Annotated in this window: 23 protein-coding genes and 2 pseudogenes; 11 read left to right on the plus strand and 14 right to left on the minus strand. The window is 68.5% G+C overall.

What is annotated here, in order from left to right; all coding sequences use genetic code 11:
- Positions 1-413: 413 nt before the first annotated feature.
- A complete protein-coding gene (locus ABTX78_RS28465) occupies positions 414-1,037 on the minus strand; it encodes a TetR/AcrR family transcriptional regulator (RefSeq protein WP_352209637.1) in 624 nt (207 codons plus the stop codon).
- 409 nt (positions 1,038-1,446) lie between these two features.
- On the opposite strand from ABTX78_RS28465, the gene ABTX78_RS28470 reads away from it, so the two are divergent.
- From ABTX78_RS28470 to ABTX78_RS28500, 7 genes and pseudogenes are all read left to right on the plus strand, one after another.
- Positions 1,447-2,469, plus strand: a complete 1,023-nt coding sequence (locus ABTX78_RS28470) for an NAD(P)/FAD-dependent oxidoreductase (RefSeq protein WP_352209683.1) — start codon at positions 1,447-1,449, stop codon at positions 2,467-2,469.
- A gap of 94 nt (positions 2,470-2,563) precedes the next feature.
- The gene (locus ABTX78_RS28475) at positions 2,564-4,195 is read left to right on the plus strand and encodes an MFS transporter (protein WP_352209638.1); all 1,632 of its coding nucleotides are present in this window, start codon (positions 2,564-2,566) and stop codon (positions 4,193-4,195) included.
- A 551-nt stretch (positions 4,196-4,746) separates the two neighbouring features.
- On the plus strand, positions 4,747-6,282 hold the full coding sequence (locus tag ABTX78_RS28480) for an ISL3 family transposase (protein WP_502993990.1): 1,536 nt from the start codon (positions 4,747-4,749) through the stop codon (positions 6,280-6,282).
- Positions 6,283-6,715: 433 nt separating this feature from the next.
- A complete protein-coding gene (locus ABTX78_RS28485; protein WP_352209639.1) occupies positions 6,716-7,273 on the plus strand; it encodes a hypothetical protein in 558 nt (185 codons plus the stop codon).
- Between the two features lie 435 nt (positions 7,274-7,708).
- A complete protein-coding gene (locus tag ABTX78_RS28490) occupies positions 7,709-8,224 on the plus strand; it encodes a hypothetical protein (protein WP_352209640.1) in 516 nt (171 codons plus the stop codon).
- Between the two features lie 208 nt (positions 8,225-8,432).
- The gene (locus ABTX78_RS28495) at positions 8,433-8,798 is read left to right on the plus strand and encodes a hypothetical protein (RefSeq protein ID WP_352209641.1); all 366 of its coding nucleotides are present in this window, start codon (positions 8,433-8,435) and stop codon (positions 8,796-8,798) included.
- Positions 8,799-8,975: 177 nt separating this feature from the next.
- Positions 8,976-9,240 (plus strand): annotated as a pseudogene (locus tag ABTX78_RS28500) (transposase); the annotation flags it as partial.
- A gap of 157 nt (positions 9,241-9,397) precedes the next feature.
- Here ABTX78_RS28500 and ABTX78_RS28505 read toward each other — a convergent pair.
- The 9 genes from ABTX78_RS28505 to ABTX78_RS28545 form a co-directional block, all read right to left on the minus strand.
- Positions 9,398-12,247 (minus strand): FAD-binding and (Fe-S)-binding domain-containing protein, encoded by a 2,850-nt coding sequence (locus ABTX78_RS28505; RefSeq protein WP_352209642.1) that lies wholly within the window; start codon positions 12,245-12,247, stop codon positions 9,398-9,400.
- Positions 12,248-12,385: 138 nt separating this feature from the next.
- Positions 12,386-13,219 (minus strand): DUF6282 family protein, encoded by an 834-nt coding sequence (locus ABTX78_RS28510; RefSeq protein ID WP_352209643.1) that lies wholly within the window; start codon positions 13,217-13,219, stop codon positions 12,386-12,388.
- Positions 13,212-14,033 (minus strand): nitrilase-related carbon-nitrogen hydrolase, encoded by an 822-nt coding sequence (locus ABTX78_RS28515; RefSeq protein ID WP_352209644.1) that lies wholly within the window; start codon positions 14,031-14,033, stop codon positions 13,212-13,214. Before ABTX78_RS28515 ends, ABTX78_RS28510 begins: the two co-directional genes overlap by 8 nt.
- A 32-nt stretch (positions 14,034-14,065) precedes the next feature.
- A complete protein-coding gene (locus ABTX78_RS28520) occupies positions 14,066-15,007 on the minus strand; it encodes a glycine betaine ABC transporter substrate-binding protein (protein ID WP_352209645.1) in 942 nt (313 codons plus the stop codon).
- Between the two features lie 70 nt (positions 15,008-15,077).
- Positions 15,078-15,836 (minus strand): ABC transporter permease, encoded by a 759-nt coding sequence (locus ABTX78_RS28525; RefSeq protein WP_352209646.1) that lies wholly within the window; start codon positions 15,834-15,836, stop codon positions 15,078-15,080.
- On the minus strand, positions 15,833-16,804 hold the full coding sequence (locus ABTX78_RS28530; protein WP_502993993.1) for an ABC transporter ATP-binding protein: 972 nt from the start codon (positions 16,802-16,804) through the stop codon (positions 15,833-15,835). The genes ABTX78_RS28525 and ABTX78_RS28530 overlap by 4 nt, the downstream gene beginning before the upstream one ends.
- 25 nt (positions 16,805-16,829) lie before the next feature.
- Positions 16,830-17,477: an ABC transporter permease gene (locus ABTX78_RS28535; protein ID WP_352209648.1), complete on the minus strand. Its 648-nt coding sequence runs from the start codon at positions 17,475-17,477 to the stop codon at positions 16,830-16,832.
- Between the two features lie 177 nt (positions 17,478-17,654).
- Positions 17,655-18,458 carry an IclR family transcriptional regulator gene (locus ABTX78_RS28540; RefSeq protein WP_352209649.1) on the minus strand — a complete coding sequence of 268 codons (804 nt, stop codon included), beginning with the start codon at positions 18,456-18,458 and terminating at the stop codon, positions 17,655-17,657.
- 148 nt (positions 18,459-18,606) lie between these two features.
- Positions 18,607-19,593 carry an alpha/beta hydrolase gene (locus ABTX78_RS28545; protein WP_502993991.1) on the minus strand — a complete coding sequence of 329 codons (987 nt, stop codon included), beginning with the start codon at positions 19,591-19,593 and terminating at the stop codon, positions 18,607-18,609.
- Between the two features lie 73 nt (positions 19,594-19,666).
- On the opposite strand from ABTX78_RS28545, the gene ABTX78_RS28550 reads away from it, so the two are divergent.
- Together ABTX78_RS28550 and ABTX78_RS28555 are read left to right on the plus strand one after the other, a co-directional pair.
- Complete coding sequence (locus ABTX78_RS28550; RefSeq protein WP_352209651.1) at positions 19,667-19,873, plus strand: hypothetical protein; 207 nt, start codon at positions 19,667-19,669, stop codon at positions 19,871-19,873.
- A gap of 392 nt (positions 19,874-20,265) precedes the next feature.
- Positions 20,266-20,496 carry a hypothetical protein gene (locus ABTX78_RS28555; protein WP_352209652.1) on the plus strand — a complete coding sequence of 77 codons (231 nt, stop codon included), beginning with the start codon at positions 20,266-20,268 and terminating at the stop codon, positions 20,494-20,496.
- A 180-nt stretch (positions 20,497-20,676) separates the two neighbouring features.
- Here the strand turns inward: ABTX78_RS28555 and ABTX78_RS28560 are convergent, their stop codons facing one another.
- Positions 20,677-21,411 (minus strand): hypothetical protein, encoded by a 735-nt coding sequence (locus tag ABTX78_RS28560; protein ID WP_352209653.1) that lies wholly within the window; start codon positions 21,409-21,411, stop codon positions 20,677-20,679.
- 275 nt (positions 21,412-21,686) lie between these two features.
- Here ABTX78_RS28560 and ABTX78_RS28565 point away from each other — a divergent pair, with 275 nt between their 5' ends.
- Together ABTX78_RS28565 and ABTX78_RS28570 are read left to right on the plus strand one after the other, a co-directional pair.
- A complete protein-coding gene (locus tag ABTX78_RS28565; protein ID WP_352209654.1) occupies positions 21,687-21,851 on the plus strand; it encodes a hypothetical protein in 165 nt (54 codons plus the stop codon).
- A gap of 340 nt (positions 21,852-22,191) precedes the next feature.
- Positions 22,192-22,350 (plus strand): annotated as a pseudogene (locus tag ABTX78_RS28570) (DUF1275 family protein); the annotation flags it as partial.
- A 414-nt stretch (positions 22,351-22,764) separates the two neighbouring features.
- On the opposite strand, the gene ABTX78_RS28575 reads toward ABTX78_RS28570, so the two are convergent.
- Genes ABTX78_RS28575 through ABTX78_RS28585 form a run of 3 tightly spaced genes read right to left on the minus strand, consistent with a single transcriptional unit; the run spans position 22,765 to position 25,627 of the window.
- The gene (locus tag ABTX78_RS28575; protein WP_352209655.1) at positions 22,765-23,988 is read right to left on the minus strand and encodes an MFS transporter; all 1,224 of its coding nucleotides are present in this window, start codon (positions 23,986-23,988) and stop codon (positions 22,765-22,767) included.
- 7 nt (positions 23,989-23,995) lie between these two features.
- Positions 23,996-24,457 (minus strand): ArsI/CadI family heavy metal resistance metalloenzyme, encoded by a 462-nt coding sequence (locus tag ABTX78_RS28580; RefSeq protein ID WP_352209656.1) that lies wholly within the window; start codon positions 24,455-24,457, stop codon positions 23,996-23,998.
- Between the two features lie 30 nt (positions 24,458-24,487).
- A complete protein-coding gene (locus tag ABTX78_RS28585) occupies positions 24,488-25,627 on the minus strand; it encodes an FAD-dependent oxidoreductase (protein ID WP_352209657.1) in 1,140 nt (379 codons plus the stop codon).
- Positions 25,628-25,714: the final 87 nt, after the last annotated feature.

Consider the following 25,714-nt stretch of genomic DNA (forward strand, 5'->3'; position numbering starts at 1 on the left):
GACTTGGCACAGTGCCAGGTAGATCGCGCAGAGCCCATCTCGTAGGTGGGTTCCGGTACGTATTCGAACCCTGCGGTATGCCCCGCGCACCGTCGTTCTTCAGCTCAACTCGACAGGTGTTGAACGGCGTTGGTCGTCATCACCTCTGGAGGTGACGTAGGGGACCAGAGCTGCCTGCAGGACCGCGAGCAGCACATGCGAGTGCCATCGCACTCCACAGCCCGGCGGGTCCGGCATGCTCGAGCAGTTGCGTCCCCAGGAGAGGTGCTGCGATCCCTGCGATACCCCAACTGGTGCCGTACACAGCCAGGTAGCGGCCCTTTGCGCTCGCGGGGGCCAGCCTGGCGACCACCGCGTACACGCGGCCCACCAGGAGAAGGTATGCCTGTGCAACGAGGCCGGCCGTGCCCTTCTCAGCGGTGGCGCGGGCGAGGCAGCAAGGCGAACGCGCTCTCCGCAATCGAGGTCAGGCGGGCGGGACTGTGGCCGTACGCGCCTACGACATCGGTCCCGCGGATGATGGTCAGCAGAAGGTACGCGAGGTCGTCGGGATCCGCGTCGGGGTCGATGTCGCCGTTGCGCTGCGCCGCTCGCACACACTCGGCCACCGCCGTCGCGACCACGGAGAAGCAGTCGTTGGCCAGGCGTTTCACCTCGGGGTCGGAGGCGCCGATCTCCAGGGCCATCTTGGCGGCGAAGCAGGCCGCCCCCGCCCGGTCAGGGGCGGGGGGTACGTCGGCGGCGAGTGGCACCCCGTGGACGGCGCGGAGCAGGTATGCGTGCAGTCGTTCCAGGGCGTCCTCGTCCGGTCCGGCGAGCATCTTCCGCGGACCCTGCGCCAGCCGGGCGAAGTAGCCGGTCATCGCCTGCAGCAGCACGCCGTGCTTGCCGTCGAACGCGGCGTAGAGGCTGCCGCGGCCCAGGCCGGTGGCGGCGCTGATGTCGTCGACGCTCGTGCCGTTGTAGCCCGAGGTGCGGAACTGCCGCTCGGCGGCATGCAGGACGTGGTGGGGGTCGAAGCTTCGTGGTCTCGCCATACACCGAAGGTAAAGCCGACCCACCGTATTTGACAACCCAGTACAGAACCGACTAGGTTTATGACAGTCCAGTACACAACGGTCCTGAGCTCACCGGACAGGCTGCGTGCACGCCCGGCGCGATTGAGGGCGACCCATGCCTTCGAACTCCTCCGCGCCGCCCGGCCTTGCGACGCCTTCCAGGCCGGCAAGGCACGGCCTGATCCTCGCGATCCTGGCGACGGCGAGTTCATCGCCGTACTGGATCTGTACATCACGAACGTCCCAAGCAAACCGGGGCCGCACTCTCCACAACAGCCCAAGACGGTCGCCGACCACATCCACGGCTTTCTGAACAGCTGACCCCCTCCAACCACCCAGAACTCGAAGGGTTGACCGAACCATGACTGCTAAGGAAACGCAGGAGGCCATGGCTGTGGCGACTCCTCCGTACGCAAGCGACGCACTGGTCGAGGGGACCGTCGACGCGGTGGTGATCGGCGGGGGCGCCGCGGGGCTGAACGGTGCACTGATCCTCGCCCGCTCCCGCCGCTCGGTCGTCGTGATCGACAGCGGCTCCCCACGCAACGCGCCCGCGGAGGCCATGCACGGCTTCATCGTCCTGGACGGCACCTCGCCGTCCGAGATCCTTCGACGGGGCCGGGAGCAGGTGCGCCAGTACGGTGGACGCGTCGTGTTCGGCGAGGTGGTCTCGGCCGAGTCCGCCGCCCCGTCGGCGGACGGGGACCTGCGGTTCACCGTCACCCTGGCCGACGGCCGAAACATCACCGCCCGCCGCATCCTGGTGGCCACCGGCCTCACGGATGTGCTGCCACAGGTGCCCGGGCTCGCCGAGCACTGGGGGCACAGTGTGGTGCACTGCCCGTACTGCCACGGCTGGGAGATGCGCGACGAGCCCATCGGCATCCTCGCCACCGGCCCGGCCTCCATCGGCCCCGCGTTTTTGTTCCGTCAGCTGACCGAGGACCTGACCTACTTCACCCACGGCACCGACCTGGACGAGGACAGCCGCGCCCGCTTCGCCGCCCGCGGTATCCGCGTCATCGACACCCCGGTCACCGAGGTCGTCAACGACACCGGCGGTGCCCTCGCCGGGGTGCGCCTGGCCGATGGTCAGGTCGTGGCCCGCCGCGTCCTCGCGGTCGTCCCGCGGATGCAGGCCCGCACCCGGGGCCTGGAAGGTCTGGGCCTGCCGGTGCAGGACCTGCCGAACAACATGGGCCGCGGTTTCGCCGCCGGTATGGCCGGCACCACCGAGGTGCCGGGTGTGTGGGTGGCCGGCAACGCCACCGATCCGGTCGCCCAGGTCGGGGCCTCCGCAGCGGCCGGCGCACTGGCCGCCGACTACATCAACAGGATGCTGGCCACCGCGGACACCGACGCGGCCCTCCAGGGGATCGCCGAGGCAAGCCCACACGGGGCCACAGGATGATCTCGAAGCCCTGAGATCTCAGCCCGTCGCCCGCTCCCCTCACGGGCAATTAAGTGATTCCGCTCGTCCGCCCCGTCCCTCTCAGGAGCTACTGATGCCCTTCCTAGCGAACACCCCCGTGGAGAAAATGGCCGGGCCTTACGCGCGGCGCTGGTGGGCGCTGCTCGTGCTGTGCCTGAGCCTGCTGATCACGGTGATGGCGAACACGTCGCTGATCGTCGCCGCCCCCGACATGACCACCGACCTGGGCCTGAGCAGCAGTGATCTGCAGTGGGTCGTCGACTCCTACACCGTTCCGTACGCGGCGCTGATGCTGGTGCTGGGCGCGATCGGCGACAAGTACAGCCGGCGCGGCGCGCTGGTGCTGGGTCTGCTGATCTTCGCCGGCGGTTCGGTGATGGGGAGCATGGTCGACGAGACCTCACTGGTCATCGTGGCCCGCGCGATCATGGGTGTCGGTGCCGCGGTCGTGATGCCGGCCACGCTGTCCCTGGTGGTCGCGACCTTCCCCCGGAGCGAGCGGGCCAAGGCCATCACTGCCTGGGCCGCGACCTCCGGGGTGGCGGTAGCCGTCGGCCCGCTGGTCTCCGGCTGGCTGCTTGAGGACCACGCCTGGGGCTCGACCTTCCTGATCAACGTGCCGATCGCCGTCCTCGCCGTGTTCGGCGCGCTCGCCCTGGTACCGCCGTCCAAGGCGGAGGGCATGGGCCGGATCGACTACGTCGGTGGTCTGCTGTCGATCGTCACCGTCGGCTCCCTGATCTACGCCGCCATCGAGGGCCCGCACTCCGGTTGGGGCGCCGGCCCCGTCACGGCCGCCGTGGTCGCCGGTGTCGGTCTGGTCGCCTTCGTCGCCTGGGAGCTGCGGCACCCGCACCCGATGCTGGACGTCCGAAAGTTCGCGCTGCGGCCCTTCAGCGGCTCGATGCTCGCGGTGATGTTCTTCTTCTTCGGCATGTTCGCCGTGATCTACTACTCGACACAGTTCCTGCAGTTCGTCCTCGGCTACGGCGCCCTGGACACGGGTGTACGGCTGCTGCCGCTTGGCGGTGCGGTGTTCCTCGGGTCCGCGCTGACCGGGATGCTCACCCCGAAGCTGGGGGTGAAGCCCATGGTCGTGACCGGCCTGGCCGTCGGCACGGCGGGCATGTTCCTGCTCACCCAGATCGACAAGGGCTCGACGTACGGGGACTTCCTGGTGCCGCTGATGATGCTGGGCCTCGCGCTCGGACTGGCCATCTCCCCGGCGACCGACACGATCATGGGCTCCTTCCCCGAGTCCGAGCTGGGCGTCGGCGGCGGTGTCAATGACACCGCGCTGGAGCTGGGCGGGGCGCTGGGTATCGCGGTGCTGGGCTCGCTGCTGGGTACGGCCTACCGGGACGAGCTGACCGACCTGGTGGGCAACCGGCTCCCGGGCGAGGCGATGGAGATCGCCAAGGACTCGGTCGGCGGCGGCCTGGCCGTCGCGCAGCGGGTCGCGCAGGATCTCTCCGCCGGGCCCCAGCAGGCCCAGGCCGCCGTGGACGCCGTCCACCAGGCCTTCGCCCACGGCGTCGCCCAGACCAGCCTCATCGGCGGGATCATCATGGCCGCCGGAACACTGATCGTCCTCGCGATCCTGCCGGGCCGGCGCGGCTTCGCGAAGCAGAACGCCGAGCCGGGGGCCGCGACGACGGCGAGCGAGCCGGCGACCGTGCGGGAGCACACCGGGTCCACCCGCTAGATCGCCGGCGGGGCCTCCACCGGATCGCCGAGGACGCGCCCGCCGGAGCGACGGGCACCGCCTCCGCCGGATCGCCCGCCAGGCGCGTCGGGCAGGAGCCCCGCGGCGCGACACGCACAGGGCGCGGGCGTGGTCCACGGTCCACGGCCACGCGGATCCTCTGCCGGAACACCTCACCGTCCTCGGCCTCCGGGCCGCCCCCTCCGGGGCGGCCCGGAGGCCAACGGCCGTGAGGTGACAGCGGTGGTCGCCGCAGACGCCGCCCTGCGCCGACAGACGACCGCCACTACACCGCACTCCGCTATGCCGCACCCGCCGCTGCTCGCACCCCCGCGGCGGCGTCGTGCCACTGTCCTGCGGCCCTGCTCGCGCCTTCGCCCTCTGAGCCTCGCGCCCCCATGGCGCCGCTCGCGCCGGCACCCCTCTGCGCTCCCCAAGTCAGTACTTCGGTCGGTTGGTCTGTGCGGGTTGTTCAGGTCCGGGTCTGTAAAGATTTCGGCTCTGTTCCGTAGTCGGTGGTGACGGCAGGTGACGGGCGTCGTTGACGCTACATGCGATACGTCAACTCCCTTGTGGCAATGGTGTTTTCAGGGCTCTCGGCGCTGGTCATCGAGGATGTGGCGGATGACGGCGAGGTGATCCGGGTCATCGCCCGGACCCGGGATGCTCCGGTGCCCTGCCCCGTGTGCGGGGTGCCGACGGGGAAGGTGCATGGGTATCACCTCCGGACGGTGGCGGATGTGCCGGTGGACGGTCGGCAGGTCGTGGCCTGTGTCCGGGTGCGGCGCCTGGTCTGCCCGGTCCTGGGCTGCCGGCGGCAGACCTTCCGCGAACAAGTTCCTGGCCTGATCGAGCGCCTTCAACGCCGCACCACGCGTCTGACCAGCCAGGTCTCGGAGGTGGTCAAGGAGTTATGCGGCCGGGCGGCCTCCCGACTCACCCGGTTCCTAGCCACGCCCGTCTCCTACGCCACCGCCCTGCGCCTGCTGCGGCGCATCCCCCCGCCGACGGTGCGAGACCCGCGGGTGATCGGGGTCGACGACTTCGCCCTGCGCCGCCGTCACCGCTACGCCACGATCATCATCGACGCCGAGACCGGGGAACGCGTCGATGTCCTGCCCGACCGCGAGGCCGCCACATTGGAGGCATGGCTGCGCGGGAAGACCGGGATCGAGGTCGTGTGCCGAGACGGCTCGGCCACCTACGCCGAGGCAATCCGCCGGGCCCTGCCCGACACGGTGCAGGTCAGCGACCGCTGGCATCTGTGGCGGAACCTGTGCGACAAGGTCCTGGCCGAGGTCCGCGCCCACGCCCCCTGCTGGGCCGTCGTCAACCCGTCCCGGACCGGCGGCGTCCGCGAGCAAACCATCCGCGAGCGCTGGCACAAAGTCCACGCCCTCCTCGACTCCGGCGTCGGCCTGCTCGACTGCTCCCGCAGACTGAACCTCGCCCTCAACACCGTCAAACGCTACGCCCGCATGCCCGAACCGTCCGCCGATCGCATCGCCCCGCGATACCGGCCCACCCTGGTCGACCCCTACCGCGAGCACCTGCGCCGACGCCGGTCCGACAACCCGGCCGTCCCCGTCACCCACCTCCTGCACGAGATCAGGAAACTGGGCTACACCGGCAGTGCCAACCTGCTCGTTCGCTACCTTAACCAGGGCCGTGCCGAAGGCGACCGTCCCGTGACAACCCCCCGCCGCCTCGCCCGACTCCTGCTCACCCACCCCGAGCACCTGTGGACCAAGGACACCGACCTGCTCGGCCTCCTCACCGCGGCCTGCCCGCAGATGACCGCACTCGCCCGACTCACCGGCGAGTTCGCTGCACTTCTGAACCCCGCCCAGGGCAACAACGACAAGCTCACCGAGTGGATCACCACCGTCCGCACTGCCGACCTTCCCCACCTGCACAGCTTCTGCAACGGCCTCGAACTCGACCGCGCCGCCGTGAACGCCGGCCTCACCCTGCCCCACCACAACGGCCGGACCGAGGGCGTCAATACCCGAACAAAGAGGATCATGCGACAGATGCACGGCCGAGCAGGATTCGACCTCCTCCGCCATCGCATCCTTCTCCAATGACTGCAACCGGCCGTCACCACCGACTACGGAACAGAGCCGAATTTCTTACAGTCCCCTTTTCCATGGGTTCGTCTCCTCCGCCGTTTTGATCCGGGAGGGTGGGGATCCTGTGAACCGAGCAGCGCCAGGAGCGGCTCCTGCTGGACTTCCAGGAGGTGAAAAGCTCACTCTCCCAACCGTCCTTGTTGAGGCTGGGGGTTGGGCGCGCTGGCTTCGTCCACAAGCTGATGATTTCCATGAGGAGGTCAAGGGCACGGGTCGACCTGTGACTGCTCCCTCGGTCATGGCGGAACGGATTCGTCGAGATGAAGCCGGTGAGCACCAGACTTGCCCGAATGGCGTAGCTGTCGATCCAGGGTGACTCTGGGAGAGTCGTGCACTTCGCAGACGACGTGTCCCGGAGACGCTCCCCGAAGCTTCCCTGGAGGAGACCGTGATCGTACCGATACGGCGCCTCGCCGTGACATTCGCCCTCTGCTGCGCCCTGGTTTTCGGCACAACGGCCTACGCCGCCAGCCGCAGCGCTCCCCAAGACGCACGTGCCGTCGCCCAGCCGACTCCCAGCCCCACCACTGAGGAACGAAAGCTCGCGAAGACCCGCTTTGCGGTGGACGCGGGTCTGGCCGCGGGTGCCACCTACGAGTGGATCGTGAAGCCCTTCAAGGCGGGCAAGTTGAAGAAAGGCCATCACGGTCGCACGATGGCTCTCGTGAAGGCCGGTCTCGCCGGCGCGTTCGCGTACAACCGGCTCAAGGCGGCCGCCCGTAACGCCCAAGCCGACCCCGCTCTCTCCAAGGCGCTCGCACCGCTCACCGCGGCTATCGAGGGCTTGAAAAACCTGCCCCACGAGTTCCACAAGAGCGACTCCCCCGACGCGACTGTGAACAACTACCAGAACGTCATCAACAAGGTGAAGGGCGCGGGAGCAAGCTCGGGCGCCCCGGTGCAGAACCAGGTGCCGTCGCCGAATCAATTGCTCAGCTCCCCGTAGTCCTGTGTCTTGGTCCGAATCTGCGGGAACGCGATGCCCGCCATACCAACCCCCCAGGCGTACTGCGCCACGGGAGGGGCTGGCGGGCCGCGCGCTTCACTCCGGGTTCAGGTCGCCGGTTTGGGTGGCGGCCCGCTGGAAGCTCATTGACTCCATCCGGCGTGATCAGGGTGAGTTGGTCCGGCGCGCATGGGCCCCAATACCTGGCGGTGGGGAACGTACCAGGCCTGCTATCTGGCACGTTCTCGATCGTGATGGCCGTGCTCTGTGCGGCCGGCCGCTGGAGGGGAAGGCAACCGTCGCACAAGGAGGCGTGATGGAGCGCGAGGATGATTGGCGCCGCTGCACGAACGACGTCGCCGCCGCGGTCGGCCCAGGCGGTGCCCGTGTGCCGGCCGGTGCACGTGGCGGGGGGCGGCGGGTATGAGCGGGTCAGTGACGGGAAGGCCGCGGTTGGTCGAGCGTTGGCGCCAGGCCGCGGACCGGAATCTCACACCGACCAAGAGGTCACTGGTCGTCATGTGGACGTCCTTCGGCACGACCTGGGGCACAGTGCGATTCATTACCCACGGCATCCGTGGCGGATGGCTGCCCTGGGGCAACATCTCCGCCGGTGGCGAGCACCTGCATCACTACAACTTCGGCATTGCCGCGCTGGCCGGCATCGGCCTGATCGCCGTACGCGGTGACGAACGGGCCGTTGGTCATCCCGCGGTCGCTGCCGCCTACGGCGCCGGAACCGCCCTGATCACGGACGAGTTCGCCCTCCTGCTGGACCTGCAGGACGTCTACTGGGCCAAGCAGGGACGGCTCAGCGTGGACGTCTCCCTCGGCGTTCTCGCCGCGCTCGGCACCTACCTCAGCGCCAAGCCGTTCTGGGACGAGGTCACCAAGGTGACCCGCCGTCACATCACCGCCGCTGCGAAGCGGGGCCTGTCGTCAGCCGGGTGAGGCATACGCTGGCGGACCGTACGCAGCCTAGCTGCCACGGGTTCGCCGCGAGCTACCAAGAGGCCCTTCCTTGATGCCCTGACGTCGGCCAACTCACCCGAACCAGGCCCCCGTTCGCAGCAGACCGAGCACACGAACGGATAGAGAACGGCCAGTTAGATATGGTGCCCCGAAGTCAGGCATGAGGGGGATCGCGTTGGAGCGACGGATGGTGATCGGGATCGGGGCGGGGCTGGCGGTCCTGCCCGCCTGGTGGGCCCTGCGTCAGGTGGCGAACGGGGCCAAGGGGGGCTGGCACACTGACACCGCACCGCTCCAGCGGGCGTTCCCGCCGCTGGGTCCGCTCACCGACGCCAAGTGGGTGAGCAGCCGAGACAACGACCGGGGCATACCATCGCCGGAGCTGGTGATCTCGGGCTTCGCCCGGCTGGCACCGGGGAAACTTGCCGAGCTGACGGCGGCCCACGCCTTCGTCTCCGAGGGGCCGGCCAATGACTTCTCCTCGTGGTTCGAAAAGCCGCTTAAGGGCGAGGGGCAACCCGCAATGGGTTCGCTCGCACGAGCTCGACCGTGACGGTAGCGGATACTCCACCTATCTGTGGTTCGACCGTCGCAGCGACACCGTCCGCTTCTGGGCACTCAACCCGTACGGCTAAAACGCCTATCGGGTGCGATCAGCTTGCGGGTTTCGCTCTCACGGTCGCGTCCTGATCCGACAGATCATGGTGTGTGACGCGAGTGCAACTGACCGATCCTGAGTGCGTGGGAGTTCATCGAGCCATACCTGCCAATCGGTGTACGGTCCGTACCCTGAGCAGCTGCGGCAGCAGTTCGAGCGCGATCTGGCGGTCAGCACGGGCGGCAGCGACGGCAGATGCCGACGGAATGGCGCCTGGTCGACCGTCCACAACCGCTTCCGGCAGTGGCGTGACGTCGGCACCTTCGAGGCCCTGCTGGAGGGTCTGATCGCGGAAGCCGCGAAGCCCGGTGAGGTGGACCTGTCCCTGGTCAGCGTCGGGGTGCGGTACAGAGCCGGCAGTGCCGCTGCCGACATCGGTCGGTGACGTCGGACTGCGGGGAACGGTGGTGGTCCCGGAGGCCGACGGGCGGTGTGGCAAGGACCCGGTCGCCTTCGGCACGATGCCACATGCCGTTCCCACGAGGACGCCCGCATCACGACGGCACCTCCCCCGTCGCCGTCGAGTGCCGGAGGGCCTCGGCGATGACCTGCACGAGGTGGCGGCTGTCGAGGTCGGCGAGATCGCGCACCTGAGTGCGGCAGGAGAACCCGTCGGCGAGGATACGGCGGTCAGGACTCTCGGACGCCTTGGCGAGGATGCCGTCCCGTGCAATCTTCTCGGACACCTCGTAGTGCCCCGTCTCCATGCCGAAGTTCCCGGCGAGACCGCAGCATCCGGCGGAGGTCTCCACGTCGCAGCCCATCGCCTCCAGGAGCGCCCGGTCCGGGCCGTATCCCATGACGGAGTAGTGGTGGCAGTGTGGCTGGACGAGGAGCTTCTCGGCTGCCTGTGGAGGTGTCCAGCCGATGGAGGTGAGGAACTCCGCGACGGTCCTGACGGCGCGGGAGAGTTCAGTCGCTCGGGGGTCGTCGGGAATGAGTTCCACGAGGTCCGAGCGGAGCGTGGCGATGCAGCTCGGCTCTATGCCGACGACCGTTCTTCCCTCTCGGACGTGCGGCACGAGGAGGTCCAGCGTCCTGCGGAGCTTGGCCTTGGCGGCCGTGAGCTGGCCGGTGGAGACCAGGGTCAGACCACAGCAGGCCCCGGGGTCGGCGACCTCGACGTCGCAGCCCGCAGCGACGAGGACTTCGAGGGCATCGCGGGGGATGTCCGGGGCGATGGCATCAGAGAAGGAGTCGACCCAGAGCAGGACCTTGGGCCCACCCGTCCGCTCCCCGATGGCCAGCGACGCCTTCCAGCGGAACGGCTTGCGAGGCAGCGTCGGCAGCGAACGGCGGGAGTCGGCCCCCATCATCGCCGTCATGAGCCTGCGCAACACAGGGGTGCGGCCAGCGAGGTTGAGAAGCGGGGCCAGCGGTGCGGCGAGTCTGAGCCACTGCGGCAGCCGGCCGAGCGTGTAGTGGCTGAGCGGACGCAGACGCCCCTTGTACGTCTGGTGGAGGGTCTCGGACTTGAACGTCGCCATGTCGATGCCGGTGGGACAGTCGTTCGCACACGCCTTGCAGCTCAAGCACAGGTCGAGAGCATCGTGGACCTCAGGCGAACTCCAACTGGGTGCCACGACTGTGCCGTTGAGCATCTCCTGGAGCGCCCGGGCGCGACCTCGGGTGGAGTCCTTCTCGTCGCGGGTCGCGGTGTAGGAGGGGCACATGAATCCGCCCTGCTCGCGGAGATCGGCCCGGCACTTGCCCACCCCGACGCACCGGTGCAGGGCATCGGTGATGTCTCCGGCGTCGTGCGCGAAGGCAAAACCGTCGCTGGCGCGCACCCGGCGTGCCTGGGGCCGACGGAGGTCAGCGTCCAGCGGTGCCGGACGGACGACGACCCCGGGGTTCATGACATCGTCGGGGTCGAGGAGCGCCTTGAAGGCCTCCATCGCGCGCAGGGCTTCGGGACTGTACATGGCGGGCAGCAACTCGGAGCGGGCACGCCCGTCCCCGTGCTCACCGGAGAGGGAGCCCCCGTGCTCGGCGGCCAGGGCCGCGGCGCGTTCGAGGAACCTGCGCATGAGCGTGCCCCCGGCATCGAGAGGAAAATCGATGCGAACGTGGACGCACCCGTCGCCGAAGTGGCCGTATGCCAGCCCGGAGACGCTCTCCTCGGCCATGAGGGCCTCGAGTCCACGCAGGTAGTCCCCGAGCCGTTCCGGCGGGACAGCGGAATCCTCCCAGCCCGGCCAGGCCTGCTTGCCCTCGGCGGTGCGTCCCGCCAGGCCCGCACCGTCGGCACGGATCTGCCAGAGCCTGGTCGCCTCGGGGCCGGCGGGCAGCACGACGGCGTCGGCCGATCCGGAGGCGGCGACGAGCCTGCGCGCCGCCTCGACCGCCTCGTCCGAGGTGGCGCCGCCGACTTCGGCGATCAGCCATCCTCTGCCCGCGGGCAGGGTGGGGACGCCGGCGTCGCCGTGTGCCCGGCGGACGACGTCGACGAGCTGTGCGTCCAAGCCTTCCAGGGCGAGCAGATCGAAGGGGAGCAGCTTCGGCACGTCGTCCGCGGCAGAGGGCATGTCGGCATAACCCAGGACGGCGATTGCTGGCGCCGGTGCCCGGGGAACGAGCCTGACCGTCGCTTCGAGGAGGATGCCGCAGCTGCCTTCGGTGCCGGCCAGGGCGGCTGCAAGATCGTGTCCATTCTCGGGGAGCAGGTGCTCCAGGGAGTAGCCGGAGATCTGGCGTCCGAAGCGCCCGAACTCGGTGCGCAGTACGGCCAAGTTCGCCGTCACGAAGGAGTCCAGGCCGGGCACCGCAGTGAGCGCGCCCTTCCCCGAGCCGGCCGTGATGACCTCGCCGCGGCCGGTCAGCCACGTCATGGACACCACGTTATCGGCCGTGCGCCCGTAGGCCAGGCCGTGCGGACCGCATGCGTTGTTGCCGATCATGCCGCCGATCGTGCAGCGGCTGGCTGTGGAGGGGTCGGGGCCGAACCGCAGTCCGTGGGGCAAAACGACGTCCTGGAGTGTACCGAGGACGGTCCCGGGTTCGACTACGGCCGTCGAGGAATCCATGTCGACGGACAGGACGCGGTTCATGTGGCGAGAGAAGTCGATCACGAGGCCGTGGCCCACGGCGTTGCCGGCGCAGGAGGTGCCACCTCCCCTGACAGTGACGGGGACTCCGTGGGCGCGGGCGACACCGACAGCGATGATCACGTCTTCCTTCGACCGGGGCGTGAGCACGGCCTGCGGGACGATCCGGTAGTTCGAGGCGTCGGTCGCGTACAGCCCCCTGGTCAGGGACGAGTCGTCGACGAGCTCGCCCAGGCGCCCGCGCAGGGTGTCGAGGAAGGCGTCGGTTGCCGGATGGTCTGTCAGAGTCGCGTCCATGTCGTGCTGCTCCTGGAGGGCCAAGGGAGTCTGTCGGGCCGACACGGATGCGTTCGCGACAAAGCCGTGTCGAAGTGCCTCGGGTTTGCGGACGGGAGGCGATGCGCTGGTTGCCTCCCGAGCGCTCTACTGGCGGCGTCAGGGAAGGACGAGTTCCCGGGGGGTGTGCGCGGCGGCGTCTCGCAGCCGCCCGGGGTCCAGTCCCTCGGCGGCGAGCACGTCGATGAGCTCTGCGAGGGCCGAGGGGGGCTCCGGGCTGTCGGGCTGTCCCGCATCCGAGGCGAGGACCAGACGCGGCCCTGCCGCCCGGGCGACGGCGGCCAGTCGAACAGGCGTCATCCCGGGCTGGTGGAGAAGCTGGTAGGCGGTGATCTCAACATGGGCACCCCGCTCAGCCAGCTCGCCGATCTCCCGCACGTCCATCCCGGGAACGGTGTAGGAGGGGTGGGTGAGCAGGAACCTGCCGATGTCCCGGGCCTGCGCCTGATCCAGCAGCCACCTGCATTCGTCGCCGCTGAGATGCCCCGTGCACAACACCGCGTCGTGCTCGGCGATCAGGTCGAGGACGAAGCCGACGTCCTCAACCGCGGCATCGTCCTCCGGCAGGACCGGTGGCACGGACAACACGGAACGGTCCAACCGTTCGTCCAGGTCGCCCAACCGCGGCAGTCCGGCGGTCTCCTGCGTGTGAGCGTCCGCGGTGGGGAACCACACGACGCGGCCACCGGTAGACAGGGCCGACAAGACGGCAGCCGGATTGATCCCGCCGACGGCGCGGTTGAGAGTGATGCCCCCCACGACGTCGAGGCCGGACGAGCGGCGGAGAGCACTGGCACGTCCCACGGTCGATTCGTGGTGGGCCTTCAGCACGAAACCGCTGTACCCGGCCGCGGCGTAGCTGGCCCCGATCTGGTCGTCGTAGCCGATCCGCTCGAGGACGTCAGGGGCGGCGTGGACATGGACGTCAAACATGCATTTGCTCCTTCGCAGGGCCGAGGCCGGCCGTGAGGGCTCCGGTGAGGAGCCCGGTCCGGGCTTCGGCGCGCAGCGGGACCTCCGCCCGCAGCCGGCGCAGAGCGCTCAGGTCGAGCTCCGCGACATCGGCACCCGGCTCGTCGCCGAGGTGTACGAGGACGCTGCCGTCCGGGCCCAAGACCCGCGAGCCGCCCCAGAACCGGGCCCCGCAGTCCGTCCCACAGCGGTTGACGAAGACGACGTAGCACTGCAGCAGCACGGCCGTGTGCTCGAGGATCACCTCCCACGTGCGGCGGATGCGCGCCGGATCGGAGCCTTCGGCACTGGCCACGGGCACGACCAGAACTTCGGCACCGCTCTGGGCCGCCAGCCACGGGATGACGGGATGCCACATGTCGTTGCAGATGGCCGTGGCGATCCTGGCCATCCGCATGTCGCCTGCGTGCAGCCGCTCACCTGGCCGGAATGAAAGGTGTTCGTTCCACGGCGCGTAGGACACGGGATGGAGCTTGCGCTGGAGGTGACGGGTTCCGGTCAGCGGGTCGGTCAGCAGATAGCTGTTCCAGGGCAGGCCAGCGGCACTCTTCTCGGCGAAGCCTACGGCGATTCCCGCGGACACGAGGGACAGGAGCCGGGGATCGTCGGCAGCGAAGAGATCCGTCTGCACGTGTGGGGTGAATCCGTAGCCATTGACAGAGAGTTCCGGGGTGAGGGCGAGATCGACCGGGTCGAGTTCGTGGTGCAGTTCGGCGATGCGGGCGAGGTTCTCCTCGATCGCTCCGAAAACGGGCGCGGTCTGGAGGAGTCCCACGCGTAGGGTGGCCCGCGCCTCCGAGCCCGCCGTCACTTCAGCTTGTTGGCGCTGAGCCACTGGTGCGCAACCTCCTCCGGCCTCTTGCCGTCCACGTCGATACGCGCGTTGAGCCACTGCAGTTCGGCGGTGGTCAGCAGGCTGCTCACCGGGTCCATAGCCGTCCGGATCTGCGGGTGCTTCTCCAAAACGGCGCCTCGCACGTTCAGGGACAGGTTGTAGGGCGGAAAGAACTGCCTGTCGTCCTTCAGGAGGGTCAGCCCGAGGGCGGGGATCCGGCCATCGGTAGCGAAAACCTCACCGAAGTTGCAGGGGTTGCCCTTGGCGACGGCGTTGTAGATCGGGCCCTCGGCCAGCTCCGCCACCTCTCTTTTGGGGAGACGGAAGCCGTACTTCTCCTGCAGCTGCGGCCACCCGTCGTCGCGGCCGAAGAACTCCGAGGCGCCGCAGAATCCGGCGTTCTTCGGGTCCGTGGCGACCAGTCCGGCGTAGTCGGAGAGCGTGGAGACACCCAGTTTCCTCGCGGTCTCCCTTTTCACCGCCACGGCATAGGTGTTGTTCGCTGCTGCGGGCGGCAGCCACACCACCCCGTGCTTGGCCTTGTCCAGCGCGCTGACCTTCTTGTACACGGCCTCCGGATCGGTGAGGGCCCCCTCCAGCCGCAAGGCCAGCCAGCCAGTGCCCGTGTACTCCCAATACATGTCCACGGAGCCGCTGGTCACCGCCGCGCGCACGGCGTTGCTTCCGCTCATGCCGCAGGTGCGCTTGACGGGCGCTCCCTGCGATTCGAGCCGCTGGGCGGTGATCTCGCACAGCAGCAGCTGCTCGGTGAAGTTCTTCGAAGCGACATTCACAGTGACCCCTTTGAGGGGACCGCTGTGAGCGGGGCCGCCGCCGGCCTGTTCGACGCCGCTCTTGGTGAGCGCGCAGCCGCTCGTGAGCGCGAGGCTGAGCAGACCTGCCGCAGCCAGCATGGGTGAGCGCATGCCGAGGCCTTTCGTGGTGCTTGACGGTGTCGGGGCGGATCAGAACGGGAGCGGGGTCTCAGATGCCACGCGGGCGCAGTGCCCGCTCGGCCAGGCCGGCCAGCCAGTCGACGGTCAGGGCCAGGGCCATGGTGAGGGCGCTGCCGATGACGAGCACCGGTGTCCTGTCCAGCGAGATGCCGGAGGAGATGACGGAACCGAGACCCCCGGCGTTGGTGAAGGCGGCGAGGGTGGCCACCCCGACGTTGAGGATCAGTGCCACGCGGATGCCGGCCAGCATCACCGGGACCGCCAGGGGCAGTTCGATCGTGCGCAGCACCTGCAGTCGGCTCATCCCCATGCCACGTCCCGCGTCGATCAGGGCGGGGTCGACCTGACGGATGCCGACCATGGTGTTGCGCAGCACGGGAAGGAGGGCGTACAGCACCAGCGCCACCACGGCCATCCAAAAGCCGACGCCGAAGACCATGGCCAGCAGCACCAGCACACCGATGGACGGCACCGCCTGGCTGGCGCTGGCGGCCGCGAGCACCATCACGCCCGCCCTGCTGATGCCGGGCCTGGTGAGCAGCACGCCCAGGGGGACACCGATGGCGATGGTCAGCAGCGTCGAGGCGACGACCAGCTCGATGTGCTCCCACAAGGCGCTCAGGACGACGTCGGAGGCCAGACTGCGGGTCTCGATAGAGTCCAGCTGGAGGGAATGGACGTAGGCCCACAGGGCGCCCAGCAGGACCAGGACGACCAGCGGCAGCACCCAGATCTTGGAGAGCCGGGCTCCGGATTGGGTGATCCCTTCGACGGCCCCGCTGCTCATGACAACACCTTCGCAGGCTGGGCGGCGGCTGTGAGCAGGGTCTGGAGGTCGAGGTAGCGGACGCCGTCGCCGGGCACGCTGACCTCTACGCCCTCCGCCCGTGACGCCAGTACCAGTTCGAGCGCCCGGTGGACGCTTTCATCGGGGTCGATCGCGATGGTGTTGGCGACGGCGGCGTTGCCAGGCGGAGCGCCGGCGACGACGTCAGCGACCGTCAGGAGCGACAGCCGCCGCACCGGGGCACCCGACCCGACGAAGTCGCGTACGAAGTCGTCGGCGGGGTGGGTGAGGATCTCAAGGGGGGTGTCGAACTGGGTCAGGCGGGAGCCGGGTCCGAAGAGGGCGATGCGGTCGCCCAGGCGCAGTGCCTCGTCGATGTCGTGCGTGACCATCACAATCGTCTTGCGGATGCGTTCCTGCAGCTTGAGGAACTCCAGCTGGAGCTTCTCCCGCGCGATGGGGTCCACAGCGCCGAACGGCTCGTCCATCAGCATCACCGGGGGGTCTGCGGCCAGGGCGCGGGCGACGCCGACTCTCTGCTGCTGACCGCCGGAGAGCTGGCGGGGGTAGCGATCGGCGTAGGCGGCCGGATCGAGCCCGACCATCTCCAGGAGCTCCATCGCCCGCCCGCGGCGCTCGGTCTTCTTCGCCCCGAGCATCCTGGGCACCAGGGCGATGTTGTCCGCGATCGTGAGGTGCGGCATCAGGCCGATCTGCTGGATGACGTAGCCGATGCCTCGCCGCAACTCGTCCACGTCGGCGTGGGTGACGTCCTTGCCGTCGATGAAGATCCGCCCGCCCGTCGGCTCGACGAGGCGGTTGATCATGCGCAGCGTGGTGGTCTTCCCGCATCCGGACGGGCCGACCAGGACGACGAACTCCCCGCGCTTGATCTCCATCGAAAGCCCGGAGACGGCCGCGAGTTCCTGGCCCGGGTAGTGTTTGGAGACCTCGTCGAGAAAGATCATGGTGTCGGGGCTCGGGGTGGGCCTGTCAGACATGCAATCCTCGCAGCGCAGTGATCTTGGCAATTCCTATGAACAGCAGGTCGAGGACCAGAGCGACGAGCACCACTCCGATCACGCCGGAGAGGGCTTCCTCCAGCGCGTTGGCTCCCCCGATGCGATCGAGCCCGCGGAAGATGAGCTGCCCCAGACCGGGGCCGCGCACGACGGCTCCGATGGCCGCTGTCGCGACCAGCATGATCGTCGCCGTCCGGATCCCGTTGAGTATCACCGGCCAGGCCAGTGGCAGAACAACCGTGCGCATCCGCCGTCCCGGGCCCATGCCGAGGCCGCGTGCCGCCTCGACCACGGCGGGATCGACCTCTTCGATGCCGGTGACCGTATTGCGCAGGATCGGGAAAATCCCGTACGCGGTGAGGGCGGCGATCGTAGGGGCAACACCCAGTCCCAAGACGGGAATCATCAGCGCGAACAGGGCGAACGAGGGCACGGTCAGCAGGGATCCCGTGACAGACAGCAGGGCTTGGCGCAGCCCGGGCGTGGTCTGGGTGAGAACGGCGAGCCCAGTTCCGACGACCGAGGCGATCGAAACACTGATCAGCACCAGCTCGATATGTTGCTGAGCCAGGAACAGCAGATAGGAGGAATTCTCTTTCATGTAGGCAATGAGGTTCACGGCGCAGCCGACCCCCCGTGGGCCCAGATACCGACCGCGTGGCGGAGCGGTTGTCGCAGACCGAAGGGATGTCGGCCGGTGGGACCGGACTCGGGAATCGGATAGGCGAGATGTCGCATGGTGTTCTCCGGTCATCCTGGGCTCGAACGGATAGTGGTGGGCCGGCTTCGACGGCCGTCAGAGGTCGCTCGGATCGGCGCAAGAGCGCACGTCGGAGCAGAGGGACGTCTGCAGGGCCCGAACGGCCGACAGCAGGTGCCCGCCGAACGCCTGGACGTGCGGCTCGATCCTGAAGGCGGGGCCCGAGATGTTCACCGCGGCTTTGATCCGTCCGGTGAAATCCCGCACCGGAGCGCCGATGCCGAACAGCTCCGGGTCGAACACCCGGTTGGCGACCGTGTATCCCCGCCGGCGGGACTCCTCCACCCGCGCGAGAAACTCGCCCGCTTCACGGTCCGAGACCGCGTCGGCTCCGCGCCGGACCATATCGAGGATGTGCTCGTCCTCGTAGTCCATCAGCAGCGCCATGCCACTGGAACTGCGGTGTACCGGGATCGTGCGGCCAACCCAGTTCACGGCCTCGATCGACCGGCGGGAGCCTTCCGAGAGAACGGTGAGCACCTCGCCGTCGCTGAGCACACTCAAGTAGGTGCGCTCTCGCACGCTTTCGGTCAGTCTGAGCAACTGCGGAGCCGCGAGCTTGGTCAGCCGCTGGTCCCCCGCCCGAACCGCCAAGGCGAATAGCCGCCAGCTCAGCTCGTACCGCCCCGAAGGGCGCCTGGCCACCATGCCGGTCTCCAGGAGGCTTTTGAGCTGCCGGGACACGACGGATTTCTCGCGCCCCACCACTCGGGCGACGTCGGCCACGCTCAGCCCGTCCGGGAAGCCGGCCGGATCAGCCGAAGCCATGGCGTCGAGGATCGCCATCACACGCGAAGCGCCGCTTCGCGCTGAAGGGTTCTGCTTCTGCTCAAAAACCATACCGAGTCCTAGGTAGCGGTATGCATCGCCAGATAGTGGACGGTGGGCAACACAACACACCCGTGCATTTCTTACACACCGTGATGCCTACGGGCCGTCCGCGGCGCCGGGGCTGGCCGGCCGGGCCCGGCGCGCGCAACCCCGGCCGTCAGGCCGAGACGCTCCGGGCGGGAGCGGCGGAGACCCGAAACGCCGCATCAAAGAAATCATGCAGACCGTCGCAGAGCAGCGCGAACTCCGGGTGATCGTCGTACATGAAATCGTTGTGCCGACCGTCGATCGTGTACAGCGTCTTGGGCGAGACGGCAGCCGCGTACAGGGAGCGAGCCTCAGCGTAGGGGTGCAGCGAGTTCCGCTCACCGTGCGCGATGAACAGGGGTGTCGACGCGAGGTTCGCCACCACGTGTGCCACCTCCAGGTCCAGGATGGACTCCGTGAACTGCAGCCGGGTCGGGTGCCCGAACCCGTAGACCTGCGACAGTTCCTTCTCGACGTAGTCACCGGTCGCCGGGTCGAGCGGGTAGTGGGCGAAGGTGTCCGCGAGCTTGGACTCGCCATTCAGGACCCGGTTGACCCTGTCCTCCGCCACCTCCTCGACAATCTTGAGGAACTCGTCATAGGTATGGATGGACTGGAGCCAGCGTTCCCCGTCGTAGAACCCATTCAGGGCAGCGACGCCGGCGATGTCACCTGCCTTCTCGGCGGCAAGGATGACGTTCGCGGCGCCCATGCCCCAGCCCACGAGGCCGACACGGCGGGAGTCGACGTCATCCCGCGAGCGGATGAACGTCACCGCGTTGCGCACGTCCTGGACCTGCTCCTCGATCAGGACCCGTCCCTTCTCCCCCTCACTGTCGGCCATGCCGCGGTAGTCGAAGCCCAGGCAGACATAACCCCGTGCAGTCAGTCGCTGCGCGAACAGCTTCGGGTAGAACTCGTTGAAGCCCTGGTAGCCGGAGTTGATGACGAGCGCTGCGTGCTGCCTGCCATCCGGCAGGTCGTCGGGGTAATAGATGGTGGCCTCAAGGCGGCTGCCCTCGCTGTAGAAGACCGTTTCCTTCTCGATCACGATATTTCCCTGGGTTGGTCCGACCGGGCCGGCCGGGCCCCGCTTGCTCCGAGCCCGGCGCGTCACCGCTTCTGCCTACGGCGGTCCCTGCGTACCTGCCGTGCGTGTACCGCAGGTCCTGGTCGGCCACTCTCAAGCCATGATGTGGTCAACGCAACGACCCCATGCATATTTTGCAACGCCAGGAAAGCCGGTTGCCGTCGAGGGGCGGCATGACCTCGACACCTACTACGCCCACACGCCGTTCATCCGCGAGATGATCGTCCTCTATCTCGCCGCGCACCTCATCTCCGCCATCGTCTCCACCATGCTGTGCGTGCGCTGGGCCCGCGAAGTCGGCGAATGACTACACATCGGTCTCATGGTCCTCATCGCTGGCTTCGTCCTCAACGTCCTGTTCGGCACCACGAAAATGGCAGCCGTCGTCGCGCGCTGGGCCGGCCGCGACTGAGCACCCATGTGGCCCCTCCCACGGCAGCCACACGTGCGACGCTTTCAGCCTCGACGACCTCGTACGGGAGCCCATGGGTGGGTTCGACATCGAGAAATGCGTCAAGGACCCTTCCCGCCATGGCAGTCGTCGTCATCGCCCCCCGGCCTGCAAGCTCACAATCATCAAGAAGGGCGCTGACGCCGTCGAGGACGACATCGCCTCAGGAACCCGGCGGGGCAAGGAAGTGCTCAATTGCGCCAGCGAGGGCCGCCGGGGACAGCTTCCCGTCTGGCACCCAAGTCCTCATGGGCGATGGCACCACCCGCCCGATCGAGCAGATCAAGGTCGGCGACCAGGCCCTGGCAGCCGATCCTCAAACAGGGGAATCCGGCCCGCGCCGCGTCGACGCAACGAGCTACACCCCTGACGACCGCGATTTCACCAGCATCACCGTCACCGAGGCCGACAGCGACGGCGTGACTGCTGGGTGGCCCAGTCGTTGGGGATGTGGATGCCTTCTGAGCGGGCGGATCTGAATGGGCGGGACGACCGTGGTTGGGCCTCGTCCCGCCCATCACACGCGTCTATGGACGGCGAGTGGCTGATCGAGCAGATCGTCTCGGCCGTGAAGGCCGATGAGGATCCGGAGATCCGGCGGCTGTTGGCGTCTGGCGGTCATCGACCGTTCCCAACCCGGTCATGACCGGTCTCAAGGCTCAACGTCGGCGGCGCCTACGACGAACGACAGAGGTCACGTAGACGATGAGGAACGCCGTAGGGAAGGTGCCGAAGAGCAGATAGGTCACCAGGTCGACCGAGACGCCATCCAGTACGTCGGTGCCGAAAGCCACGACGCTGAACAGCCCCATGACGAGGCAGGCGGAGCAACCTCCCGCATAGGAAGCGAGGGTGCCCGACGTCAACTCGTATTCGCTGGTCTTGCGCGTCGTAGCGGCCATTTTGTCGGCGATACCCGGAGCGGCCGTCCAGCTCTGCCCGCGCTGCTCCTCCCACAGGTCGCGCAGGGCGTAAAGCTCGTCCCCAACCTTCCCCAGCTCCCGCTCGTTGAGGTGGGGAAGCCAGAACCTGCGACCGTCACTGTCGTAAAGCGCAACGACCCATTGCGGCAGGTCGTGCTGTTCCGCGCTCGGGATGCGCTCAATCTGTAGGCCCTGCACGTCTGACCAAGCCACCCTCTTGGTCCAGAAAGCCGTTCGGATCAGAATGTGGTCGCGGTGGACGACCGTCACGGCTCGTATCAGCGCAGCGAGCACCCAAACGGCGAGTATCACGACTAACGAGATGACCACCACACTGATCCACAAAGGAACCCGGCCGCCCAGCACGAGTGCCCCCGCGGCCGCTATCACACCCATGAACGCGGGAACGACAAAGGCAACGGCGCGCCCCTTGTGCCTGCGGTACTCCCACAGATACGGATCACCGGTCATCGGATGCCCCCCCCCTTCGCCGCCCCACGAATCCGTGCCACACAAGGGAACGAGCGATGCAACATCCCCGAAGCCGCGCTCAGCTTACGGGCGAAGAGAGCCGTTTCCAACGGGCCCCTTACCCGAACCCGACACGGCCGTGTAGCCCTGGTAGCGCCAGATGAGACAGGGGCAACCCCTGCCACCCCGAACAGGTTTCCAGTGTTCGGTTACTGACCTTCGAATGGTGGTGTCGTAGGGGCTGACGCCTCTTGATCCTGCGGTATGTCGACCGCATGGGGTATGCGCAAGGGGGCGGACTGACCGACGAACGGCGGGCCTTCCGCGAGAAGTTGAGGGTGGAGGCAGCCGAGCGGTTCAGGCAGGGCAACGAGACGGAGAGCCGATTTGAGGACCTGGAGATCGATCATGTTGATCCCCAGCGAGCGTCGGTGGTCTGAATCGCGGCCGCCGCGGAAGCAGGTTGAACGCGCGATCCCGGACGCTGTCAGATGGTGAGGAGGACCCGCTGTCCCAGGAGGTCAAGGTTGGCGCGGCCGTAGCCCTTCCATTTGAGGAGCTTGATTCGCGTGACGTGGCCCTCGACCTGGCCCGAGCTCCAGGAGCTGGACAGGCCGGCGACGAGGACGGCAGCAAGATCAGCCTCAACACGAGCACCCCCGACCCCGCCTGCACGAGAGTTGGCCGCAACGCATGGCATTGGCCCACACGGAGACGGCCACCCGCGTCGCCGTCAACTCGGTCGTCTTCCGCGCCAGCGGCCAGAACCTCAGATCCCTCATGGCTGTGATTTCTCCGCTCGGTTCCCGGCAGACCGTGGCCGCGCTGCTGACCCTGACCGTGGTCAGCGGTCTTGTCGACGCGGTCAGCTACCTGGTCCTGAGCCGGGTCTTCGTAGCGAACATGACGGGCAACGTTGTCTTCCTCGGCTTCGCCGCGGACCCGGACTCGGGACTGTGAGCCCCCTTCGGGATATGAGCGGTGGCTCACGGTGCCCACGTAGACGAACTGGTCCCAACCGACGTGGACCGCGAACGCTCCCTCCGCCTCCAGGCGGCACCAGGCGGCACCAGGCGCCGTTGTCGGGGAGCATGGCCCGGACGAATTCCAGGCCGACGGCGATCGTCACCAGCGCACCGTCGTGGAATCCGGCGAGGCCGGCCGGGAACAGGCTGGCCAGGCCGTAGCCATCGACCGGTGGCTCCAGACCGAAGTGGGCGAAGCCGCCGACAATCCACAGGGCATCTTCGATTACGTCGGTGGCCCCCCGCGGCGAGCGACCAGGGATATGTGCCAGGGCTGTTGCTGGCAGGGGTGGCGGCGCCGCGGCAGTCGCTGGTGGAAGAGCGAACCTCAGCGGCGTTGAGTGCGACGCCCGGATGAGAGAGCAAGGATGGCTGCCAGGGCGGAGCCCATGGTGAGCACGAGGAAGAGGCCGTCGTAACCGCCGAGCCATCCGGCCATTGTTGCTCCCGCCCAGGGAGCGAGGGCGGCTGTCACAGTGGCGGGAGCGGTGAGCAGTGCGGACAGGCGGCCGTAATCTGCGGTCCCCCAGCGGTCGGTGACGGCGGTGGCGTGCAGGAGGGTGAGGTTGCCGCGTACGACTCCGGCGAGGACTGCGAGCAGGATCAGCAGCGGGATCGGGCCGGGGACCAGGGCCAGGCCGGCGGTGGTGGCTCCTCCTGCAGCGATCAGGACGGTAGTGCGGGTGGTGACGCCGGTTCGGCGGGCGAGGGATGCGTAGAGCGTACGGCCCAGGGTCTGGCCCACTCCGCCCAGTCCCAGGGCCCAGGCCGCGGTTGTGGGGGCCGCGCCGCGTTCGGTGAGCAGGGAGACCAGTCCGAAGACGACGGCGTACATGGCGAAGCCGGAGAAGGTGAAGGCCAGCGCCAAGAGGAGGAAGGGACGGCTCCGGGCGATGGGTGCGCAGCCGGAGGTGGGCGCGGCAGGGGGCGCTGGCGGGCCGGGGGGCCAAGGGGCGCGCAGGGCAAGAGCGTGGGCCGGGATGGTGATGCCGGCGAGGATGGCGGCGAGTACGGCGTAGGTCGTGCGCCAGCTGAGTTGGTCCGCGAGCAGGGCGGTGAGGGGTGCGAAGACGGTGCTGGCAAGGCCGCCTGCGAGGGTGACGATGGTCAGGGCGCGGATGCGGTCGGGGCCCCACCAGCGGGTGAGTGCGGCGAAGGCGGGCTGGTAGAAGGTTGCGGCCATGGAGACGCCGGCCAGGAGCCAGGCGGCGGTGAACGCGTAGAGGTTCGGCGCCGCGGCAATGGCCAGTACGGAGGCGACCGCGAGTACGGATCCGCAGGTCATCACGGCGCGGGGGCCTCGGCGGTCGAGGATGCGGCCGACGGGTATTGCGGCGACGGCCGAGATCAGCAGGGCGGCGGAGAAGGCGGCGGTTGCGCTGCTCGTGGACCAGCCGGTGGCTGCGGTCAGGTGCGGGAGCAGGACGGGAAAGGCGTAGTAGACGATTCCCCAGCTGGTGATCTGGGTGGCGCACAGGGCGGGCAGGACGGCGCGAGGCCGCGACCGGTCCCCTGTTCCGGTCGCGGCCTCGTGGGTGTGAAGATCGGTCATGGTCAGGTCAGCAGCAGCCACTGGTGGCGACAGGCTCGGCCGCACTGACGTCGTTGGCGGCCGGGTTGGAGCGGCATGTGCTGCCTTCCTGTCTGGTATGGGCGTTGGCGTCGGCTTTGATGCCGTACACCTCCCGGGGTTTCTGGCTGGGGCCGTGGACCCAGACCTTGTCCTGGACGGTGTAGCGGCAGGTGGTGTCCTTCTCCTCGGCGGTGGCCAGGCCCGCCTTGCTCAGGCGGATGGTCGTGTGGACGGCGTCGGTGGTTTCGACCTCGACGCCGAGGTGGTCCATGCGGGTGTCCTCTCCCGCCGCGCCTTCTATGAGGACGAGCTCGAGCGGGGTCTCGCCGATGGCGAAGCCGGCCAAGCCGTCGCGGAGTTTGGCGGGCTCGGTGCCGAGCAGCTTGGTGTGCGAGGCGTTGGCTGCGCCGAGGTCGGGGGCGCGAAGGGCGAGCTGTACGCGGGACATGACGAGCCGCCTGAGGATGGGGTTGAGGCTTCAGCAGCCGCCGGAGGTGGCCGGAGCGCCGACGCCGATCTGGACAGTGGTGGGGGTGGCGCAGCAACCGCCACCGGCCTTGGACTCGGTGGCGTCGGGCTCGTCGAACAGGCCCGCGCCGCCGCAGACTCCGGTCTCCGGGAGGGTCAGCTCGACGCGTTCGGCCGCCTCTTGGTCTCCGGCGAGGGCTGCGGCGATGGAGCGGACCTGCTCGTAGCCGGTCATGGCGAGGAAAGTCGGGGCACGGCCGTAGCTCTTCATACCGACGAGAAAGACGTCCTTCTCCGGGTGGGAGAGCTCGTTGACGCCGTGTGGATAGACGGTGCCGCAGGAGTGCTGGTTGGGGTCGATCAGCGGGGCGAGGTCGACGGGGGCCTGGAGGCGTTCGTCGAGGCTCAGGCGCAGCTCTGCCACGAACGACAGGTCGGGGCGCAAGCCGGTCAGGACGATGACCTCGTCGACCGGGTCCAGGCGGCGGCCGTCCTCGGCGGCGAGAACCAGCTGCTCGCCGGCCTTCTCGACGACGCTGGTGCGGAAGCCGGTGACCGCATCGGCGTAGCCCTCGTCGACGGCTGCTTTGGCGGCGAGGCCGAGCGCACCGCGGGTGGGCAGCTGATCGGCCTCACCGCCACCGAAGGTGGAGCCCCCGATGCCGCGCCTCAGGACCCACACGGCATGCGTGCCGGGTGCATCCTTGGCGAGGTCCGCCAGGTAAGCGAGGGCAGTGAACGCCGAGGCACCGGACCCGATGACGGCGGTGCGCTTGCCGGCGTAACGGGCCCGTACGGCCGGGTTCTTGAGGTCCGGGACGCGGTAGGAGATGCGGTCGGAGGAGGCCTGTTCGCCGAGAGCGGGGAGGCCGTCACCGCCGATCGGGCTGGGGGTGGACCAGGTGCCCGAGGCGTCGATGACCGCGGTGGCGGTGAGCCGCTCCTCGGTGCCGTCGGCGTTGAGGATGTGGACGGTGAACGGCTGCTGATCCCGGTCGGCGTCTACGACCCGATCGCGGCCGAGGCGGGATACGCCGGTGACGGTGGCACCGAAGCGGACCTTGTCGCCGAGGACGTCGGCGAGCGGCTGAAGGTACTGCTCGGCCCAGTCTCCGCCGGTGGGGTAGGCGTCGAAGTTGTCCTGGTGCACCAGGCCGACGGCGACCCCTGCGGGCGCGGTGCCGGTACACAGGGCGGCAAGGAGAAGAGCGCCGCGGGCAGGCCCGCACGCCGGTAC

This window comes from Streptomyces sp. NPDC096193, assembly GCF_040302905.1.
Taxonomy (GTDB): domain Bacteria; phylum Actinomycetota; class Actinomycetes; order Streptomycetales; family Streptomycetaceae; genus Streptomyces.

Coding starts and splice junctions, on each gene's coding strand:
- ABTX78_RS28465 (WP_352209637.1), bottom strand. CDS start 1,037: ATGGCGAGACCACGAAGCTTCGACCCCCACCACGTCCTGCATGCCGCC.
- ABTX78_RS28470 (WP_352209683.1), top strand. CDS start 1,447: ATGGCTGTGGCGACTCCTCCGTACGCAAGCGACGCACTGGTCGAGGGG.
- ABTX78_RS28475 (WP_352209638.1), top strand. CDS start 2,564: ATGCCCTTCCTAGCGAACACCCCCGTGGAGAAAATGGCCGGGCCTTAC.
- ABTX78_RS28480 (WP_502993990.1), top strand. CDS start 4,747: ATGCGATACGTCAACTCCCTTGTGGCAATGGTGTTTTCAGGGCTCTCG.
- ABTX78_RS28495 (WP_352209641.1), top strand. CDS start 8,433: ATGGTGATCGGGATCGGGGCGGGGCTGGCGGTCCTGCCCGCCTGGTGG.
- ABTX78_RS28505 (WP_352209642.1), bottom strand. CDS start 12,247: ATGGACGCGACTCTGACAGACCATCCGGCAACCGACGCCTTCCTCGAC.
- ABTX78_RS28510 (WP_352209643.1), bottom strand. CDS start 13,219: ATGTTTGACGTCCATGTCCACGCCGCCCCTGACGTCCTCGAGCGGATC.
- ABTX78_RS28520 (WP_352209645.1), bottom strand. CDS start 15,007: ATGCTGGCTGCGGCAGGTCTGCTCAGCCTCGCGCTCACGAGCGGCTGC.
- ABTX78_RS28525 (WP_352209646.1), bottom strand. CDS start 15,836: ATGAGCAGCGGGGCCGTCGAAGGGATCACCCAATCCGGAGCCCGGCTC.
- ABTX78_RS28530 (WP_502993993.1), bottom strand. CDS start 16,804: ATGATCTTTCTCGACGAGGTCTCCAAACACTACCCGGGCCAGGAACTC.
- ABTX78_RS28540 (WP_352209649.1), bottom strand. CDS start 18,458: ATGGTTTTTGAGCAGAAGCAGAACCCTTCAGCGCGAAGCGGCGCTTCG.
- ABTX78_RS28550 (WP_352209651.1), top strand. CDS start 19,667: ATGATGTGGTCAACGCAACGACCCCATGCATATTTTGCAACGCCAGGA.
- ABTX78_RS28555 (WP_352209652.1), top strand. CDS start 20,266: ATGGGCGATGGCACCACCCGCCCGATCGAGCAGATCAAGGTCGGCGAC.
- ABTX78_RS28560 (WP_352209653.1), bottom strand. CDS start 21,411: ATGACCGGTGATCCGTATCTGTGGGAGTACCGCAGGCACAAGGGGCGC.
- ABTX78_RS28565 (WP_352209654.1), top strand. CDS start 21,687: ATGGGGTATGCGCAAGGGGGCGGACTGACCGACGAACGGCGGGCCTTC.
- ABTX78_RS28575 (WP_352209655.1), bottom strand. CDS start 23,988: ATGACCGATCTTCACACCCACGAGGCCGCGACCGGAACAGGGGACCGG.
- ABTX78_RS28580 (WP_352209656.1), bottom strand. CDS start 24,457: ATGTCCCGCGTACAGCTCGCCCTTCGCGCCCCCGACCTCGGCGCAGCC.